This is a genomic window from Streptomyces sp. NPDC058401 (genome assembly GCF_042722885.1).
Taxonomy (GTDB): Bacteria; Actinomycetota; Actinomycetes; order Streptomycetales; family Streptomycetaceae; genus Streptomyces.
The window spans coordinates 36610-52704 of sequence record NZ_JBHXKA010000054.1; the positions used below are offsets into that span (position 1 = coordinate 36610).

Here is a 16095-nt window from a genome sequence, read left to right on the forward strand (position 1 = left end):
AAGAGAGCGTTCGGTGCGTGATCTCCGGTTGCGGCCAGCCCGTACATACGGCAGACAAGAGGGAGCAACCGGGGCGAAAAGGGAGATGCAACGTGCACGCAGCGACACCCCGTCAGGCGCCGCGTCGTCACGCACCGGCCCGGGCGGCCCTCTTCACGGTCCTCGGACTCCTCGCCGCGGCCTGCGGGGCCACCGGCGAAGAGGGACGGGCCCAGGGCCCCGCCGCCGAGAACCAGGACGTCCACCTCCAGCCCGTGGCCTCCGCCGGTCCGGACCCCTTCACCACCTCCTCCGCCACCGCCGAATCGGCCCCCGTCCAGCCCCCGCTGCCCAACGCCACCGGCCAGGGCATCCGCACCGTCAATGCGGCCACCCCCGGCCTGTACGGCGGAACCCAGCGGCTCGGCAGCTGCGACGTCGAGGCGCAGGTCCAGTCCCTGACCGCCGACGAGGCCAAGGCCCGCGCCTTCGCCGAGGCCTCCCAGGTGGAGCAGGGACAGATCCCCGACTTCCTGCGCGGCCTCACCCCGGTCGTGCTGCGCGCCGACACCCGGGTGACCAACCACGGCTTCGTCGGCGGCAATCCCAACGCCTTCCAGTCCGTCCTCCAGGCCGGCACCGCCGTCCTCGTGGACGACCACGGAATGCCCCGCGTCCGCTGCGCCTGCGGGAACCCGCTGCTCGCTCCGCGCGCCGCCAAGGGCGCACCGGTGCTCAAGGGGGAGCCCTGGAGCGGCTACCAGCCCGCCCAGGTCGTGGTCATCGAGCCGACCATGCAGGTGATCAACAACCTGGTCATCGTCAACATCGCCGACAACACCTGGATCGAGCGCACGGCCGGGGACGACGGAGCCCAGGACCGCGTCCCGCAGACGCCACCCCCCTACGACCCGGCCGACGGGATCCCCGACGGGCCCGCCACCCCGCCCGGCACCACGCCGGGAGAACCCTGCCGCACCCCGGAGAGCAACAGCCTCGCCCGCACCGAACCGCCCTCCACCACCCCGCCCGGCTCCGGCCCCAGCCCCGCACCGAAGGCGGCCGACTGCCCGCCGGGCTCCCCGCAGACGGCCCCGAACACACCGGACACCCCGAACACCCCGAACGCGCCGGTGACCCCCGACCAGCCCTCGTCCGGCATCCCCTCGGGCCCGCCCACGGCCCCGCCGCCGGCCACCGACCAGCCTTCCGACGTCCCCACCGACATCCCCTCCGACCTGCCCGGGCAGACCCCGGGCGACCCGGGGACCCTGGTGGGCCCCGACGGGGCGTCGCCGCAGCCGAGCGACCCCTACGCGGACCCGTACGCGGACCCGTACGCGGACCCCTACTCCGTCCCCGAGCAGCAGCCCTCGGCCCCGTACGACGGCCAGTACCTGGAGAGCGCCTGACCGGCCCGTGTGTCATGGTGGACCGGTGCCGACCGCCGTATCTCTGCCTGAGGACTGGCCCGCACATCCGGACCGGTCGCTCTCGCTGAACCGCATGGGCAGTTTCGACTGGGACCTGGTCACCGGTCTCATGCACATGGACTCGGCGGCCCTCGAAGTCTTCGACACCACCCCCGAGGAGTACGACGGCCGGCCCGCCTCCCTCGCGCCGCGCGTCCCGCCCGCCGAGGGCGCCCGGCTCGACGCGCTGGTCTCCTCGGCCCTCAAGAGCGGGGTCGACAGCTACGGCGCCTACTTCCGCATCCGCTGCCACGACGGCGCCCTGCGCTGGACGCACACCCAGGGCCGGGTCATGCGCGGCCCCGACGGCCGCCCGTACCGGATCATCGGCATCGTCCGCGACGCCACCGAGGAGCTCAGCCACTCGGCGGAACGCCTCGGCCTGGACGAGGAGCGGCGCCGCCAGACGTCCGTGGTCGAGAGCACCACCGCCGCACTCGCGCACGCCCGGACGGTCCAGGACGTCATCGACGCGCTCGGCGACGCCCACGGCCTGGAACGGCTCGGATCCATGGGCATGGTGATGGGACTGGTCGAAGCCGGCCGGATCCACCTCGTCGCCGAGGGACCCGCGGGCAGCTTCGTCCCCGGCACCCGCTACACCCGCATCGACGAGCAGTACCCGATGAGCGAGGTGGTGCGCTCCCTCCAGCCCCGCTTCCTGGACTCCGCGGCCGAGTTCGCCGCCGGGTACCCGGGGCTCTGGGCGAAGATCTCGTCCATGCACATCTCGGCGGCCGCCTACCTGCCGCTGATCGCCCAGGCCCGCCCGATCGGCGCCATCGGCCTGCTCTACCGGGACAAGGACGGCTTCACCCAGGAGGAGCGGAACCTGCTCGTCGCGCTCGGCAGCAGCATCGCCCAGAGCCTCCAGCGGGCCATGCTGCTGGAGCAGGAGCACGATCTGGCGGAAGGGCTCCAGCAGGCGATGCTGCCGCGCCGGATCCCCTCGGTGCCGGGCGCCGAGATCGCCGTACGGTACCGCTCCGCCAAGATGGGCCAGGACATCGGCGGCGACTGGTACGACGTCATCCCGCTGCCCGGCGGCCGGGTCGGCGCGGTCATCGGCGACGTCCAGGGCCACGACACCCACGCCGCGGCGGTCATGGGCCAGCTGCGCATCGTGCTGCGCGCCTACGCCGCCGAAGGGCACTCGCCCGCCACCGTCATGGCCCGGGCCTCGGTCTTCCTGCACGAGCTGGACACCGACCGCTTCGCCACCTGCACGTACGCCGAGGCCGACCTCTCGACCGGGGTGCTGCAACTGGTCCGGGCCGGCCACATCGACCCCCTGCTGCGCACCCGGGACGGGGGCTGCGAACGGCTCGCCCTGGAGGGCGGGATGCCGCTGGGGCTGTCCGCCGAGTTCGGGCTGCTGGAGTATCCGGTGACCACGGTCGAGCTGGGACCGGGGGAAACGCTTCTCCTGTGCACGGACGGCCTGGTGGAACAGCCCGGAGCCGACCTCGACGACGGCGTCCGGCTCCTCGCCTCCCTCGTCCGCACCGGACCGGCCGACCTGGCCCTGCTCGCGGACCGGCTGTGCGAGGTCGTCGACGACCGCGGCGGCGACGACGACATGGCGCTCCTCCTGCTCCGCCGCGATGCCGAAGAGGTCCAGCAGGCCGGCGGCCGGCTCCAGCAGCACGTGGCCCCCGGCGATCCGGAGGCCCTCGTATCGGCCCGCCACATGATCGGCGCGGCCGTACGGACGTGGGGCGCCCGGGACCGCGCCGACGAGATCGAGCTGATCGCCGACGAGCTCATCGTCAACGCCCTCATGCACACCGACGGCCCCGCCATCGTGACGCTGCGCATCCTGACCGGCCCCCAACGACGGCTCCGCGTGGAGGTCGAGGACCGCTCCAGCGCCCTGCCCCGGCGCAGGGAGGCGGGCGACTCCGGAGTCTCGGGGCGCGGCCTGATGCTGGTGGACCGGCTGGCGGACGTCTGGGGTGTGGAATCGCGGGGCAGCGGCAAGTGCGTGTGGTGCGAGTTCACCATGCCGTGAGCCCCTGCGGGTTCACCCGGGCGGGACCCCCTGTGGCTTCACCCGGGCGGGAGCCAGCACCGGGCCCGGAAACGGCTTTCCTGCACACCGGCAGAGGGTCCCACGGCGCACCGGTCGGGCCGAAAGTCCGTTGCGGGGCCGCCGGGTACGCGCCGATGATCGGTGGCGATGACCGACACCCTGGACGAAGTCCGCACCCTGCTGAAGTCCGGCGATCTGCCCGGCGCCGTACGATCGCTGCGCCCGCGCGCCGAGACCCTCCCCCTCGCCGAACTCGCCCGGGCCGTCCGGGCACTGGCCGAAGCGGCCGGTTTCAAGGATCTGGCCAAGGCGGCCAAGGCCGCCGCCAAGCGGCCGGAGGATCCCCAGGCCCTCTACGACCTCGGCTACGGCTGCGTCGAACACGGCATCGCCTTCCTCGGCACAGCCCCCCTGCGCGCCGCCCTCGCGCTGGTCCCGGACGCGCGCCCCCTGCTCACCGAGCTCGTCTCCGCCCTGGAGGACGAGGAACGGCACGCCGAGGCCGCGGCGCTGCTCGCCGCCCGGGGAGACCGGCTCCCCGCCTGGCCGGAGACGTACCTGCTCGTCCACCACACCCTCCTCGCGGGGGACCTGCCCGGCGCCCGCTCCGCCGCCGGCCGGCTGCCCGCCCCCGAGGAGGACGCCTGGACGTGGGCCCACGCCCGCCAGCGCCGGATGCTCACCCGCGCCGAACTCGCCGCCACCGCGGGACCACTGGACTCCACGGACCTGCGCGGCTGGCAGTTCGCGCTCACCGGAACCCTGCTCGGCACCCTCTCCCCGTACGGCTACGACGCCGGCATGACCGGTCGGTACGCCTTCCTCGGGGACAGCCACGCGACCTGCCGCCGCGGCCTCGCCCGCCTCGCACTGGCCCTGGACGCCGCCGGCCGCCGGCCCGACACGGTCTCGCTGCTGCCCGGCCGCTCCGACCGCATCCTGGGCCTCGCCGCCGCGACCGTACTCGGGCTGCCCGCCGTACCGTACGAGCCCGGCCGGCCCGACACCCTCGTCGTCGCGTACGACCTCGGCGACGCCGACCCCGGGCTCGCGGAGCGCGCCGACGGGCAGATCCTGTACGAGCACGCCACCCGGTGGACCAGCCCGCCGCCGGTCAGCGCCGACTTCAGCGCACTGCAGGCGCAGCTCGTCACGGAACCGTGGAAGGACGACACCCGTCCCGAGGAGGAGATCGCCCGCGACATCGTCGCCGCCGACCCCGCCGCGGACGAGGGTGACGGGGCGACCCCGCCCGATACCGACGAGGCCTTCCGGGCCTACGCCGCGGCCCTCGCACCCGGCTGGCTGACCGGCCCCCGGGACCGGATCGGCTCCCCGGGCCCGGTCCCCAGCTCGCGCTTCGCCTGAGGCCGCGGCAGGCTGGGGACATGCCCGAGCTGCCCGAAGTCGAGGCCCTGAGGGGGTTCCTCGACGAACACCTCGCCGGGCGGGTGGTCGAGCGCGTCCTCCCGCTCGCCGTGAGCGTGCTCAAGACGTACGACCCGCCCCTCACCGCCCTCGAAGGACAGCGGGCCGGGGCCACGGCCCGGTACGGCAAGTTCCTCGCCCTGCGGATCGGCGAACTGCACCTCGTCACCCACCTCGCCCGGGCCGGCTGGCTGCGCTGGATCGACAACGTTCCCGCCCAGCCGCCGCGCCCCGGGAAGGGGCCGCTCGCACTGCGCCTGGTCCTGGAGGGCGGCGGCGGCTTCGACCTCACCGAGGCCGGGACCCAGAAACGGCTCGCCGTGTACGTGGTCCGCGATCCGCAGGAGGTCCCCGGCATCGCCCGGCTGGGCCCGGACCCGCTCGCCGAGGACTTCGGCCGCGAGGCCTTCGGGGCGCTGCTCGCCGGGGAACGGCGCCAGATCAAGGGCGTGTTGCGCGACCAGGGCGTCATCGCGGGGATCGGCAACGCCTACAGCGACGAAATCCTCCACCACGCCAAGGTCTCGCCCTTCAAACTGGCGGCCTCCTTCGACGAGGCACAGGTGGACCAGCTGTACGAGGCCGTCGAGGAGACCCTGCGCACGGCCGTCGAGCGCGCCCACGGGGTGGCCGCCGGACGGCTCAAGGCCGAGAAGAAGAGCGGGATGCGGGTCCACGGCCGCACGGGCGAGCCCTGCCCGGTGTGCGGGGACACCGTCCGCTCGGTCTCCTTCGCCGACTCCTCGCTCCAGTACTGCGCGACGTGCCAGACCGGCGGGAAGCCGCTCGCCGACCGCAGGCTGTCGAAGCTGCTGAAGTAGGCCCGGGGCCGACCAGGAGTCCCGCCAGGGAGGGCCCCGGGGCGACCGCCTCCGGTTAGACTCCGGCCCATGGCCGAGGAGCAGCACCCGCAGCCGCCCCGGCGGGAGGTCGTCACCGGGGTCCCGCGAGGCAGCCGCAGGAGGCCCCCCGCGCACACGCCGGCCCGGTCCGAGATCTCCGAGCAGACCACCCTGGGCGCCACCTACGTACGGGCCCTCATGCGCAGCCAGCTGCGCGCCGGACTCGCCGCCCTGGCCGCGCTCGTCCTCCTGGTGGGGCTGCTGCCGCTGCTGTTCCTGATCCCGCGGGTCGCGTCGGGCCCGCTGGTCTGGGTCGCGCTCGGGGTGCTGGTGTACCCGGTGCTGTGGTGCGTCGCCCGTGCCTACGTGATCCGGGCCGAGCGCAACGAGGCCGATTTCACCGGGCTGGTCACCGACCCGACGGAGCCACAGGGGCCGCCGGGTCCGCAGGGTCTGCCGGGTCCGCGCCGGCCGGAGTAGCGCTCAGAACAGGTGCATCGCCAAGTGCCCCAGAGGCAGGCCGAGTTGCCAGGCCGGGGTCCAGACCCGGGCGTTCTCGTCCAGGCCCGGCGGGGTGTCCGCGTGGCCGTGCCGTCCCGGGTCGAGGTTGGTGGCGAACAGCTCCGTGTGATCGAGCCAGCGCCAGGCGGCCCGGGCCAGTTCCAGGTCGGGGTCCTCTCCCTGGCCGCGCTCGCGGGCCTCCTCGCCCAGGGCGAGGAACCGGGTGTGGACCCAGTCGCGCCAAGGATGACCGTACGCCGTCAGCGACATCCACTCGTCGAGCTGCGAGACGACCCGGATCCCGGAGAGCTCGCCGGCGGCGTCCGAGAGGTAGATGGTCAGCGCGAGCGTGTCGCGTCCGGCGCGGAACTCCAGGGTGCTGACCGGGATCAGCCGGCCCGTGCGCAGCAGTTCGTCGGCGATGTACTCCGCGTAGAGCCATGCCATGGGCACCGCGAGCCCACCGTCACTGGTGCCGTTCGTACCCTCGGGCTGCACCGTTCCACCTTCTCCCGCATGCGTCGATTCGTCCCACCGTCAGCGCCGAGCCTTCCGTGCGCGGCTCGCAGAGTGGGGCATGTTTACTCAACTTGAACGGTCCGATGCCGGTTTCGATGCGGTTCGTGTCCGCTTCGCGGGCGTTCAGGCCATTCTTTGACGCATTCGCCGCCCCTCGGGCCGAGGGCCTCCCTTCGGGGCCGGGCCGGGCCGGGCCGGGCCGGGCCGGTCAGGCCGTGGCGATCACGGCGTAGCGCTCGTCGGTCACCGCGCGCCCCCACAAGGCCGCATTCCCGCCGAGGGGTTCGACGCGCAGGGCGGCCACGAGCGGCCGTACGGCGGCGGCGAGTTCGTCGGCGGTGACGCCGCCCGCCCAGGGCAGGGCACCGGCCCCCGGCACGTACGCCGCCGCTCCCTCCGCGGCTTCGCGCCAGCGGCCCTCGACGAGGACGAGGGTGCCGCCCGGGCGCAGCCGCCCGGTCCACGCGCCGAGCGCCGCCCCGGGGTCGGGCAGCGTCCACACCAGGTGGCGGGAGAGCAGGACGCCGAACCGATGGTCTCCGGGCCGCCCGACACCGACCCGCGCACCCTCAGGCGCCGAGTCCGTACCCGTAGCCCTGGAGGCCCTTCCGCAGGGCGCGCAGGGCGTAGTACGTACGGGATTTGACCGTTCCCGCCGGGATGCCGAGCTCGGCCGCGGCCTCGGCCACCGAGCGGTCCTGGAAGTAGACCTGCACCAGTACGTCCCGGTGCTCCGGCCCCAGTGATCCCACGGCCCGCCGTACGTCGATGGCCGTCACCGAGCCCGCCACCGCGTCCCCCGGCGCGGGCGCCTGGTCGAGCCCCTCGGGGTCCACCTCCAGGGGCCTGGCCAGGCGGGCCCGCCGGGCGTCGATGGCGAGCCGCCGGGCCACCGTGAACAGCCAGGGCCGCAGGGACTCGTAGGAGCTGCCCAGGACCTCCGGGTGCTGCCAGAGCCGCAGGAGGGTCTCCTGCACGAGGTCCTCCGCGCGCTGGGCGTCCCCGGCGGTGAGGCCCAGCAGGAAACCGAACAGGGCCCGTCCGTGTTCGCGCTGGAGTTCGGCCAGCTCCTCGGGGTCGGTGCGTCGGAGGGCGGGGGCAAGGGGCACGGGAGGCTCCTTCCGGGGGTCGGTGCGGGGGCTGTCGGGGTCGACGGATCCACCCTGACCTGCACCGGGCCCGCCCGGGAACCGTCCCGCCCGGACGGTGCGCCCAAGCACCCGGGTCATCCGGTGGGCGGCCGCGCGGGGCGGTGAACGGTCGAACGGCACGCCGAACGGCCATTGGAGTGAGCGCGCGGCCGGACGACGGAGCCGTTTCTTGACTTCAGGCGTCTCTTTCTATGGATTGACTGAAGATCAGGTAGTCGTACTTATCGAGCTCGTCGAGCTCACCCAGTTCATCGAGCTCACCAAGGAGAGCCGGGACACATGACCGCGCGCACCCGCCACGCCCTCGCCCTCCTGACCGCCGTCGTGCTGTCGGCCGTAGCCGGCTGCTCCGCCGGCGGGGACCCCGCGCCGGCCCGCCTCGCCGGCTCCCCGTCCGCCCAAGGGCCCTCGGGCGCCCCGGGATCGACCACGGCCCCCGCCGGGAAGGGGTTCACCCTGGTCGCGAGCGGGGACGTGCTGCCCCACGAGTCGGTGATCCGGCGGGCCGCCTCCGACGCGGACGGAGACGGCCACGACTTCCGGCCGATGTTCTCCGCGGTCAAGCCGATCGTCTCGGCAGCCGACCTGGCCCTCTGTCACATGGAGACCATCTACGGTCCGGACGGCGGCCCGTTCACCGGCTACCCCGCCTTCCAGTCCCCGCCCGAGGTCGCCGACGGCCTCAAGGACGCCGGGTACGACGGCTGTTCCACGGCCTCGAACCACACCCTGGACGGCGGCCGCGCCGGTCTCAAGCGCACCCTCGACCGGTTCGACAAGGTCGGCCTGAAGCACGCGGGTTCGGCCCGCACGGAGGCCGAGGCGGGCACCGTGACGATGTACACCGCGGGCTCCGCGAAGGTCGCGCACCTCGCGTACACGTACGACACCAACGGCTACCCGATGCCCGAGGGCCAGCCCTGGGCCGTCAACCTGATGGAGCAGGAGAAGATCATCGCGGACTCCCGGGCGGCCCGTAAGGCGGGCGCCGACGTGGTCCTCGTCAGCCTCCACTGGGGCACGGAATGGCAGACCGAACCGGACGAGAAGCAGCTCGCGCTCGGCAAGGCACTGACCGCCTCGCAGACGGGCGGCCGTCCCGACGTGGACATGATCCTCGGTACGCACGCCCACATCCCGCAGGCGTACGAGAAGGTCAACGGGACCTGGATCGTCTACGGCATGGGCGACCAGGTCGCCGGCGAGATGTTCAACCACACCGGCGCCCGGGACCTGCGCGGCAACTACGGTTCCATCGGCCGTTTCACCTTCGCCCCGCCGGCCGCGGCCGGGCAGCGCTGGCAGGTCACCAAGGCCGAGTTCGTCCCCCAGATGATGGACCTCGGCGCGGGCCGGGTCGTCAACCTGCCCGCCGCCCTCGCGCAGTCGCCCGGCCGCGAGGACTACGAGAACGCCCGCGACGAGATCACCGAGGCCGTCCTCGGCCGCGGCGCGGCGAAGGACGGCCTGACGATGGCGAAGTAGGGCGAAGCGGAGGGAGGGGGCGCCGCCGACGTCCGCGGCCCCCACCCCGTTCACGTACTGCCACCCGGGGACCCGGCCGAGGACCCGGCCGGCCCCACCCGCCGGCGCCCCGGCCGGCCGCTGCGAACCGCTACGGCACCACCGTGACCGGCCAGCGTCCCGCCTTCACCAGACGGATCGCCACCGAGCCCACGATCCGGTGCCCGGCCTGCTCCGAGGCCCCGACCACCACCGCGTCCGCCATCAGCTCCTCCGCCGCGCTCACCAGCCCGGCGTACGCGTCCCCGCGGAAGGTGTGGAACTGCCAGCGGACGTCGTAGACGCCCTTCAGCCGCTCCGCCGACTCCCGGATCTCGGCCACCAGCCCTTCCGCGATCTCCTCCGTGGCCTCCGCCACCGGCGCCCCGAGCGAGGCCCCGACCGGCATCACCGGCTGCACGTACACCAGCGCCAGCAGCGCGTTCTGCCGCCGGGCCAGCCCCGCCGCGTAGGAGGCCGCGCGGAGCGAGGACTGCGAACCGTCCACCCCGGCGAGGATCACCTTCGGACCGTCCGTACCGCGCTCGAATCCCGTACTCACATGCTCTGTCACCCTCCCGAGGCTAAACCTGCTCACCGCGCGCAGGCGCCCGGCCCTCCCTACAGTGCGAACCATGAGTGCCACCGTGGAGGAGACGCGCGGGACGCGCGGGAGCAGCAGCCGCTTCCTGAACCGGGTGCCCGACGCCTTCGGGGCGTTCTTCGGAACGCTCGGGCTGTTCTGCGCCCTGCTGGCGCTCTCCCCGACGCTGCGCCGCCTGCTGCGGCCCGTCGTGCGCTTCCTCGACGCCGTCGTCGTGCCGGTCAGCGCGAACCTCGCCTACGCCGTCTTCCTCTTCCTCCTCGCCGCCGCACTCGGCATGCGCAAGAAGGTCGCCTGGTGGATCGTCGTCACCTATTTGGCCCTGCTGCTCCTGGTCGACGTGCTGACCGTCGCCGCCGAGGACTACTGGGTGGGCTTCTCCTCGATGGCCATCGCGGTCGCCGCCCTCGTGGTCCTGATCGCCGCGCGCAAGGAGTTCAACGCCGCCTCCCGGCCGGGGGCCCTGTGGCGGGCCATGCTCGTGCTCGGCCTCGGCCTGCTCGCCGCCGTCTTCCTCGGCTGGGGCCTGGTCGCGCTGTTCCCGGGAACCCTGCCCAAGGGGCAGTGGCTGGACTGGTCCGCCAAGCAGGTCTTCGGCGGGCTGTTCTCGGCCCGGCAGTTCGACGGCCGCCCGGCGAGGCCCCTGTACTTCCTGCTCGGCCTCTTCGGCGCCCTCGCCCTGCTGAACGCCGCCGCCACCCTCTTCCGCTCCCAGCGGCTGACCGCCGCCCTGCACGGCGACGAGGAGCCGCGCATCCGGGCGCTGCTGGGCGCCTACGGGCGCAACGACTCCCTCGGCTACTTCGCCACCCGGCGGGACAAGGCGGTCGTGTTCGCCCCGAACGGCAAGGCCGCCGTCACCTACCGGGTCGAGGCCGGCGTCTGCCTCGGCAGTGGCGATCCCGTCGGCGACCCGGCCGCGTGGACCCCCGCCATCGACGCCTGGCTCGCCGTCGCCCGCCGCTACGGCTGGCAGCCCGCCGTCATGGGCGCCTCCGAGGAGGGGGCGACCGCGTACGCCCGCTCCGGGCTCGGCGCGCTCCAGCTCGGCGACGAGGCCATCCTGCAGGTGGCGCACTTCGACCTCGACGGCCGCGACATGCGCGTCACCCGCCAGGCCGTCAACCGTGTCAAGCGCACCGGAGCCAGTACGGTCATCCGCCGGCACTCCGCCCTCTCCGAGGACGAGATGCAGACCATCGTGGACCGGGCCGACAAATGGCGCGACACCGAGACCGAACGCGGCTTCTCCATGGCCCTGGACCGGCTCGGCGACTCCGCGGACGGCGACTGCCTGCTCGTGGAGGCCTTCGACGACAAGGGCGAGCTGATCGCGCTGCTCTCCTTCGTGCCCTGGGGCAAGGACGGCATCTCCCTCGACCTGATGCGCCGGGACCGGGCCGCCCCCAACGGGGTCATGGAGTTCATGGTCGCCGAGCTCTGCGCGGCCGCCCCGGGCCTGGGCGTGCGCCGCATCTCCCTCAACTTCGCCGTCTTCCGCTCCGCGTTCGAGGAGGGCGGCCGGATCGGCGCCGGTCCCGTCCTCAAGGTGTGGCGCAAGCTGCTGCTGTTCTTCTCCCGCTGGTGGCAGCTGGAAGCGCTGTACCGCTCGAACGTCAAGTACGGCCCCGAGTGGTACCCGCGGTTCCTCTGCTTCCAGGACGCCGGCTCGCTCGCCCGGGTCAGCCTCGCCTCCGGCATCGCCGAAGGGTTCGTCTCCGTACCGCGCATGCGCACCCTGTGGGGCAACGGCCACCCGCGCGGGCTCGTCGCACCCGCCACCACCGCCGGGCTGCCGCCCATCGAAGCCCTCGGACTCGACGCCGTGGGGGAGCAGGACGGCGAGGGGGCGCGGGCCGAGCGGATGCCCGAACAGGTCCGCGTCCGGCACGACAAGCTGGAGCGGATCCGGGCCGCCGGCACCGACCCGTACCCCGTCGGCATCCCGCAGCGCACCCACACCGTCGCCGAGCTGAAAGCCGCGCACCCCGGCTACCCGCCCGGCACCCGCACCGGCTCGCCGGTCACCCTCGCCGGACGCGTGATGGTCGTGCGCGACCTCGGCGGCGTGGTGTTCGCGGTCCTGCGGGACTGGTCCGGGGACGTCCAGCTGATGTTCACCCGGGAGGAGGCGGGCGCCGCCGTGCTCGACACCTTCACCTCCCAGGTGGACTTCGGCGACCACGTCGTCGCGAGCGGCGAGGTCGGCGCGAGCAAGAGCGGCGAACTGTCCGTGGTCGTCGACTCCTGGCAGCTCACCGGCAAGTGCCTGCGCCCGCTGCCCGACAAGCGCAAGGGCCTCGCCGACCCGGAGGCCAAGGTCCGCCGCCGCTATCTCGACCTGGTCGCCAGCCCCGAGGCGCGCGACGTCGTACGGGCCCGCTCCAGCGCCGTCCAGGCCCTGCGCCAGGGGCTGCTGGACCGGGGCTACCTGGAGGTCGAGACCCCGATGCTCCAGCAGATCCACGGCGGCGCCAACGCCCGGCCGTTCCGCACCCACATCAACGCCTACGACCTCGACCTGTACCTGCGCATCGCACCCGAGCTGTACCTGAAGCGGCTGTGCGTCGGCGGTATGGAGAAGGTCTTCGAAATGGGCCGCACCTTCCGCAACGAGGGCGTCTCCTACAAGCACAACCCCGAGTTCACGATGCTGGAGGCCTACCAGGCCTTCGCCGACTACGACGTCATGCTCGACCTGACGCGCGAGCTGATCCAGGGCGCCGCCACGGCCGCCTACGGCTCGCCGGTCGCGCACAAGGCCGGACCGGACGGAAAGCTCGTCGTCCACGACATCTCCGGGCCCTGGCCGGTCAAGACGATGTACGGGGCGATCAGCGAGGCACTGGGCGAAGAAGTCGACGCCGACACCGAGGAGCACGTCCTGCGGCGGCTGTGCGACCGCGCTGCCGTACCGCACACGCCCGACAACACCCGGGGCGACGTGGTCCTGGAGATGTACGAGCGGCTGGTGGAGGAGCGGACCAAGCTGCCCACCTTCTACAAGGACTTCCCGACCGACGTCTCCCCGCTCACCCGGCAGCACCGCAAGGACCCCAGGCTCGCGGAGCGCTGGGACCTGGTGGCCTTCGGCACCGAACTGGGCACCGCCTACTCGGAACTGACCGACCCCGTCGAGCAGCGGCGCAGGCTGACGGCGCAGTCCCTGCTGGCGGCGGGCGGGGATCCGGAGGCGATGGAGCTCGACAACGACTTCCTGGACGCCCTGGAGTACGCGATGCCGCCCACCGGCGGGCTGGGCATCGGGGTCGACCGCCTCGTCATGTTCCTCACGGGTCTGACGATCCGCGAGACGCTGCCGTTCCCGCTGGTGAGGCGGGGCTGACCGGGGGCTGACGGGCGGGGGCCGACGGGCGGGACTGCTCCGAGTGGGTGAGCGGCGCGGGTCCTGTCCGCGCCTCTCGACATCTGCGGCGATCTCGTTGATACGTAGTAGTAATGAAAAATGACGAGCCGACAGTAGGGCGACGCGTGCTCCTGCGCTCCGCCGTCTTCCTCGGGGTCGCCGCCGCCGCTGGGCTGCTGACGGGCGGCGAAACCGATCTGCCGACACCGGGCGCGGGGACCCCCGCGGCCGGCCCCGGCCCCGGGACGGCGCCCGGCGGCGCCGCAGGACCCGGACCCCTCACCGGAGCCCCCGCCGCACTGCCGCAGTTCCCGCGCGGAGCCCCGTACCGGCTCGAGCCGATGACCTCCGAAGGGGCCCCGGAGCGCGCACCCGCGGCGAAGCCCGCCGTACGGACCCGGCCGATCCTGGAACTGCCCGCAGGTGCGAGCACGGCGAGCGCCATGACCCTCACCTTCGACGACGGCCCCGACCCCCGCTACACCCCGGGCATCCTGGACACCCTCGCGCGCCACGGCGTGCGGGCCATGTTCTTCGTCTGCGGGGAGATGGCCGTGGACAACAAGGACCTGCTGCGCCGGATGGTGGCCGAGGGCCACGTCATCGGCAATCACACCTGGACCCACCCGCAGCTCACCAAGATCAGCCGGCCGGCGATGGCCTCCGAGATCGGCCGCACGAGCGAGGTCGTCCACGAGGCCGTCGGCGCCGCCCCGTCGTGGTTCCGGGCACCCTACGGGGCGTGGAACCGGGCCGCCTTCGAGATCGGCGCGGAGCTCGGCATGGAGCCGCTCGCCTGGACCGTGGACACCCTGGACTGGAAGGAGCCGGGCACCACCGCGATCGTGTCGCGGGTCCTCAAGCAGGCCGCGCCCGGGGTGATCGTGCTGAACCACGACGCGGGCGGCAACCGCTCGCAGAGCGTGCAGGCGCTGGCGAGCTACCTGCCGCAACTCCTCGGACGGGGCTTCCGGATGACCCTGCCGGAGCTGCCGCCGCACTGAGGCGCCGTACCCCTCCGGGGGCCCGTACCCCGTGCGCGGCGGCGCGGTCCGCCGCCGCGCACGGGCCGGTCAGCGGGCCTCCACCATCCGCGCGAACACCACCACGTTGCCGTCGTAGCCGCGCCCCTTCGAGTAGCCGCCTCCGCAGGTGATCACCCGGAGCTCCGGCTGCCCGGTGTCCCCGTACACCCGGGATCCGGGGAAGGTGCTCTTGGAGAAGACCTCCACGCCGTACACCTCGAACACCGCCGTGCGGCCGTCGTAGCGCGCCACCTCGATGCGGCTGCCCTTCTGGACCGAGCCCAGCCCGTAGAAGACCGCGGGGCCCTGCGCGTTGTCCACGTGGCCCACGATCACCGCCGAACCCTGCTGGCCCGGCGAGATGCCGTTGAGGTACCAGCCGGCCAGGTTCTTGTCCTGCGGCGGCGGCGCGTCGACCCATCCCTGCGCGTCCAGCCCGACCGTCATCACCGGCGCGTCCACGCTGATCGACGGAATCCGGATGCGCTGGACCGACGAGTGGTCCAGCACCTCCACCTCCAGCGGCGGCGTGGGCTGCCCGGCGGGTGCCTGCTCGGCCGGCTGCCCGACCGTCGCCCCGGCCGGTGCGCTGACCGCGGCGGCCGCGGCCGGCTGCGGGGGTCCGTCGCCGGCCTCGGCTCCGTTGCGCATCATGGCGAGGCCGGTGAGCATGACCAGCGCGATCGCCCCCCAGGGGGAGCGTCTCCTCGGCGGCCTCTCACTCTCGTCCTCGAGCATGGTTCTCCCTTCCCGACGCGGGGGTCCCGACCCGCGTTCTTGTCCCACCCCTTCACGCCCTACTTCACGCACGCTAAGGCGGTGCGTGCGGGACGGCGATCGGGGAAGGGCGAACGGGTGGTGGGGCCGGAAGGGGTGCGCCCATCCAGGTAATCGTCACATAAATGCCTGACGGGTCGTGACCTGCGGATCCGTCAGCAAACGCGTCCGCGCATCGGCGTGTCGCTCAACCTTGCGGCCCAAAGGCGGAAATGCGCTGGTTGCGGACCGAGCCGAGGGTTCGTGATGGGAGGCGTTCTCGTCGATCTGCCCGGGCCACCGCTCCGGGGCGCTTCCCGCTGGAGGTTCCACCATGCGTGTTCTCCGCGCTCTTACCGTGACCGCGGCGGCCACTTGCGCCGCCATCGCCCTCACTGCCCCCTTCGCCTCCGCGAACCCAGCGGGCGGTCCGCCCTCGGGAGGAAACGGCGGGCCCAGCAATGTCACGGTCAACCCGTACTCCGTGCACCAGGGCTCCACGATGCAGGTCAGCGCGGCCGGCTGCGGCCACGGCGGCATCGTCTTCTCGCACGACAACTTTCCGCAGACGAACCTGTCCGCCGGCTCCATCGGCTTCGCGACGGTCCGGATCTTCAACCACGCCTCGCCCGGGCACCACACCCTGTCGGTCAAGTGCCACGACAACAGCCTGGTCGCCACGCACCGCTTCACGATCCTGGACGGCCGCGGCGCACAGGGAGGCCTCGGCGGCTCCCTCGGCCCGTCCACCACCGAGACCGCCATCGGCGCGAGCCTCGTCGGTGCGGCGGCCCTCGGTGCCGGCGCCCACGTGATGCGCCGCCGGCGCCCGATCCGCGGCCGGGCCTGACCGGCCGACCTCCCCGGTCGGCCCGGACAACCGCCGGTCGCCCCGTGTCCTGGCCAGGACACGGGG

The 16095-nt window shown here is 73.4% G+C and carries 14 protein-coding genes; 9 read left to right on the forward strand and 5 right to left on the reverse strand.

Translation table 11 applies throughout. The features are described from left to right. The first annotated feature begins 92 nt into the window (after positions 1 to 92). From ACFWNV_RS20925 to ACFWNV_RS20945, 5 genes are all read left to right on the forward strand, one after another. Positions 93 to 1391: a DUF6777 domain-containing protein gene (locus ACFWNV_RS20925; protein ID WP_383949007.1), complete on the forward strand. Its 1299-nt coding sequence runs from the start codon at positions 93 to 95 to the stop codon at positions 1389 to 1391. A 94-nt stretch (positions 1392 to 1485) separates the two neighbouring features. Further along, complete coding sequence (locus tag ACFWNV_RS20930; RefSeq protein WP_383949009.1) at positions 1486 to 3462, forward strand: SpoIIE family protein phosphatase; 1977 nt, start codon at positions 1486 to 1488, stop codon at positions 3460 to 3462. 168 nt (positions 3463 to 3630) lie between these two features. Further along, positions 3631 to 4851, forward strand: coding sequence for a hypothetical protein (locus ACFWNV_RS20935; protein ID WP_383949012.1), 1221 nt, complete (start codon positions 3631 to 3633; stop codon positions 4849 to 4851). Positions 4852 to 4871: 20 nt separating this feature from the next. Next, entirely contained in the window at positions 4872 to 5732 is an 861-nt protein-coding gene (locus ACFWNV_RS20940) for an Fpg/Nei family DNA glycosylase (RefSeq protein ID WP_383949015.1), read from the forward strand. Positions 5733 to 5801: 69 nt separating this feature from the next. Continuing rightward, positions 5802 to 6233, forward strand: coding sequence for a hypothetical protein (locus tag ACFWNV_RS20945; protein ID WP_383949018.1), 432 nt, complete (start codon positions 5802 to 5804; stop codon positions 6231 to 6233). Between the two features lie 3 nt (positions 6234 to 6236). Here ACFWNV_RS20945 and ACFWNV_RS20950 read toward each other — a convergent pair whose 3' ends face one another. From ACFWNV_RS20950 to ACFWNV_RS20960, 3 genes are all read right to left on the reverse strand, one after another. Next, the gene (locus ACFWNV_RS20950) at positions 6237 to 6701 is read right to left on the reverse strand and encodes a hypothetical protein (protein ID WP_266962692.1); all 465 of its coding nucleotides are present in this window, start codon (positions 6699 to 6701) and stop codon (positions 6237 to 6239) included. A gap of 280 nt (positions 6702 to 6981) precedes the next feature. Then, the gene (locus ACFWNV_RS20955; protein ID WP_383949021.1) at positions 6982 to 7275 is read right to left on the reverse strand and encodes a hypothetical protein; all 294 of its coding nucleotides are present in this window, start codon (positions 7273 to 7275) and stop codon (positions 6982 to 6984) included. Positions 7276 to 7342: 67 nt separating this feature from the next. Then, positions 7343 to 7882, reverse strand: a complete 540-nt coding sequence (locus ACFWNV_RS20960) for a sigma-70 family RNA polymerase sigma factor (RefSeq protein WP_383949024.1) — start codon at positions 7880 to 7882, stop codon at positions 7343 to 7345. A gap of 321 nt (positions 7883 to 8203) precedes the next feature. Here ACFWNV_RS20960 and ACFWNV_RS20965 point away from each other — a divergent pair, with 321 nt between their 5' ends. Then, the gene (locus tag ACFWNV_RS20965) at positions 8204 to 9409 is read left to right on the forward strand and encodes a CapA family protein (RefSeq protein ID WP_383949027.1); all 1206 of its coding nucleotides are present in this window, start codon (positions 8204 to 8206) and stop codon (positions 9407 to 9409) included. Positions 9410 to 9539: 130 nt separating this feature from the next. Here ACFWNV_RS20965 and ACFWNV_RS20970 read toward each other — a convergent pair whose 3' ends face one another. Continuing rightward, the gene (locus ACFWNV_RS20970; RefSeq protein WP_383949030.1) at positions 9540 to 10001 is read right to left on the reverse strand and encodes a universal stress protein; all 462 of its coding nucleotides are present in this window, start codon (positions 9999 to 10001) and stop codon (positions 9540 to 9542) included. Positions 10002 to 10062: 61 nt separating this feature from the next. On the opposite strand from ACFWNV_RS20970, the gene lysX reads away from it, so the two are divergent. Together lysX and ACFWNV_RS20980 are read left to right on the forward strand one after the other, a co-directional pair. Then, positions 10063 to 13377, forward strand: a complete 3315-nt coding sequence (gene lysX / locus ACFWNV_RS20975; protein WP_383949032.1) for a bifunctional lysylphosphatidylglycerol synthetase/lysine--tRNA ligase LysX — start codon at positions 10063 to 10065, stop codon at positions 13375 to 13377. 113 nt (positions 13378 to 13490) lie between these two features. Continuing rightward, on the forward strand, positions 13491 to 14402 hold the full coding sequence (locus ACFWNV_RS20980) for a polysaccharide deacetylase family protein (RefSeq protein WP_383949034.1): 912 nt from the start codon (positions 13491 to 13493) through the stop codon (positions 14400 to 14402). Between the two features lie 69 nt (positions 14403 to 14471). Here ACFWNV_RS20980 and ACFWNV_RS20985 read toward each other — a convergent pair whose 3' ends face one another. Further along, positions 14472 to 15161: a class F sortase gene (locus ACFWNV_RS20985; protein ID WP_383949037.1), complete on the reverse strand. Its 690-nt coding sequence runs from the start codon at positions 15159 to 15161 to the stop codon at positions 14472 to 14474. Between the two features lie 352 nt (positions 15162 to 15513). Between ACFWNV_RS20985 and ACFWNV_RS20990 the strand changes: the two genes are divergently transcribed. Further along, on the forward strand, positions 15514 to 16029 hold the full coding sequence (locus tag ACFWNV_RS20990; RefSeq protein ID WP_383949040.1) for a hypothetical protein: 516 nt from the start codon (positions 15514 to 15516) through the stop codon (positions 16027 to 16029). Positions 16030 to 16095: the final 66 nt, after the last annotated feature.

Excerpts from the sequence above, each read along its gene's own strand:
- ACFWNV_RS20930 (WP_383949009.1), top strand. The coding sequence starts at position 1,486 with ATGGGCAGTTTCGACTGGGACCTGGTCACCGGTCTCATGCACATGGAC.
- lysX (WP_383949032.1), top strand. The coding sequence starts at position 10,063 with ATGAGTGCCACCGTGGAGGAGACGCGCGGGACGCGCGGGAGCAGCAGC.
- ACFWNV_RS20990 (WP_383949040.1), top strand. The coding sequence starts at position 15,514 with ATGCGTGTTCTCCGCGCTCTTACCGTGACCGCGGCGGCCACTTGCGCC.
- ACFWNV_RS20945 (WP_383949018.1), top strand. The coding sequence starts at position 5,802 with ATGGCCGAGGAGCAGCACCCGCAGCCGCCCCGGCGGGAGGTCGTCACC.
- ACFWNV_RS20935 (WP_383949012.1), top strand. The coding sequence starts at position 3,631 with ATGACCGACACCCTGGACGAAGTCCGCACCCTGCTGAAGTCCGGCGAT.
- ACFWNV_RS20965 (WP_383949027.1), top strand. The coding sequence starts at position 8,204 with ATGACCGCGCGCACCCGCCACGCCCTCGCCCTCCTGACCGCCGTCGTG.
- ACFWNV_RS20980 (WP_383949034.1), top strand. The coding sequence starts at position 13,491 with ATGAAAAATGACGAGCCGACAGTAGGGCGACGCGTGCTCCTGCGCTCC.
- ACFWNV_RS20950 (WP_266962692.1), bottom strand. The coding sequence starts at position 6,701 with ATGGCATGGCTCTACGCGGAGTACATCGCCGACGAACTGCTGCGCACG.
- ACFWNV_RS20940 (WP_383949015.1), top strand. The coding sequence starts at position 4,872 with ATGCCCGAGCTGCCCGAAGTCGAGGCCCTGAGGGGGTTCCTCGACGAA.
- ACFWNV_RS20985 (WP_383949037.1), bottom strand. The coding sequence starts at position 15,161 with ATGCTCGAGGACGAGAGTGAGAGGCCGCCGAGGAGACGCTCCCCCTGG.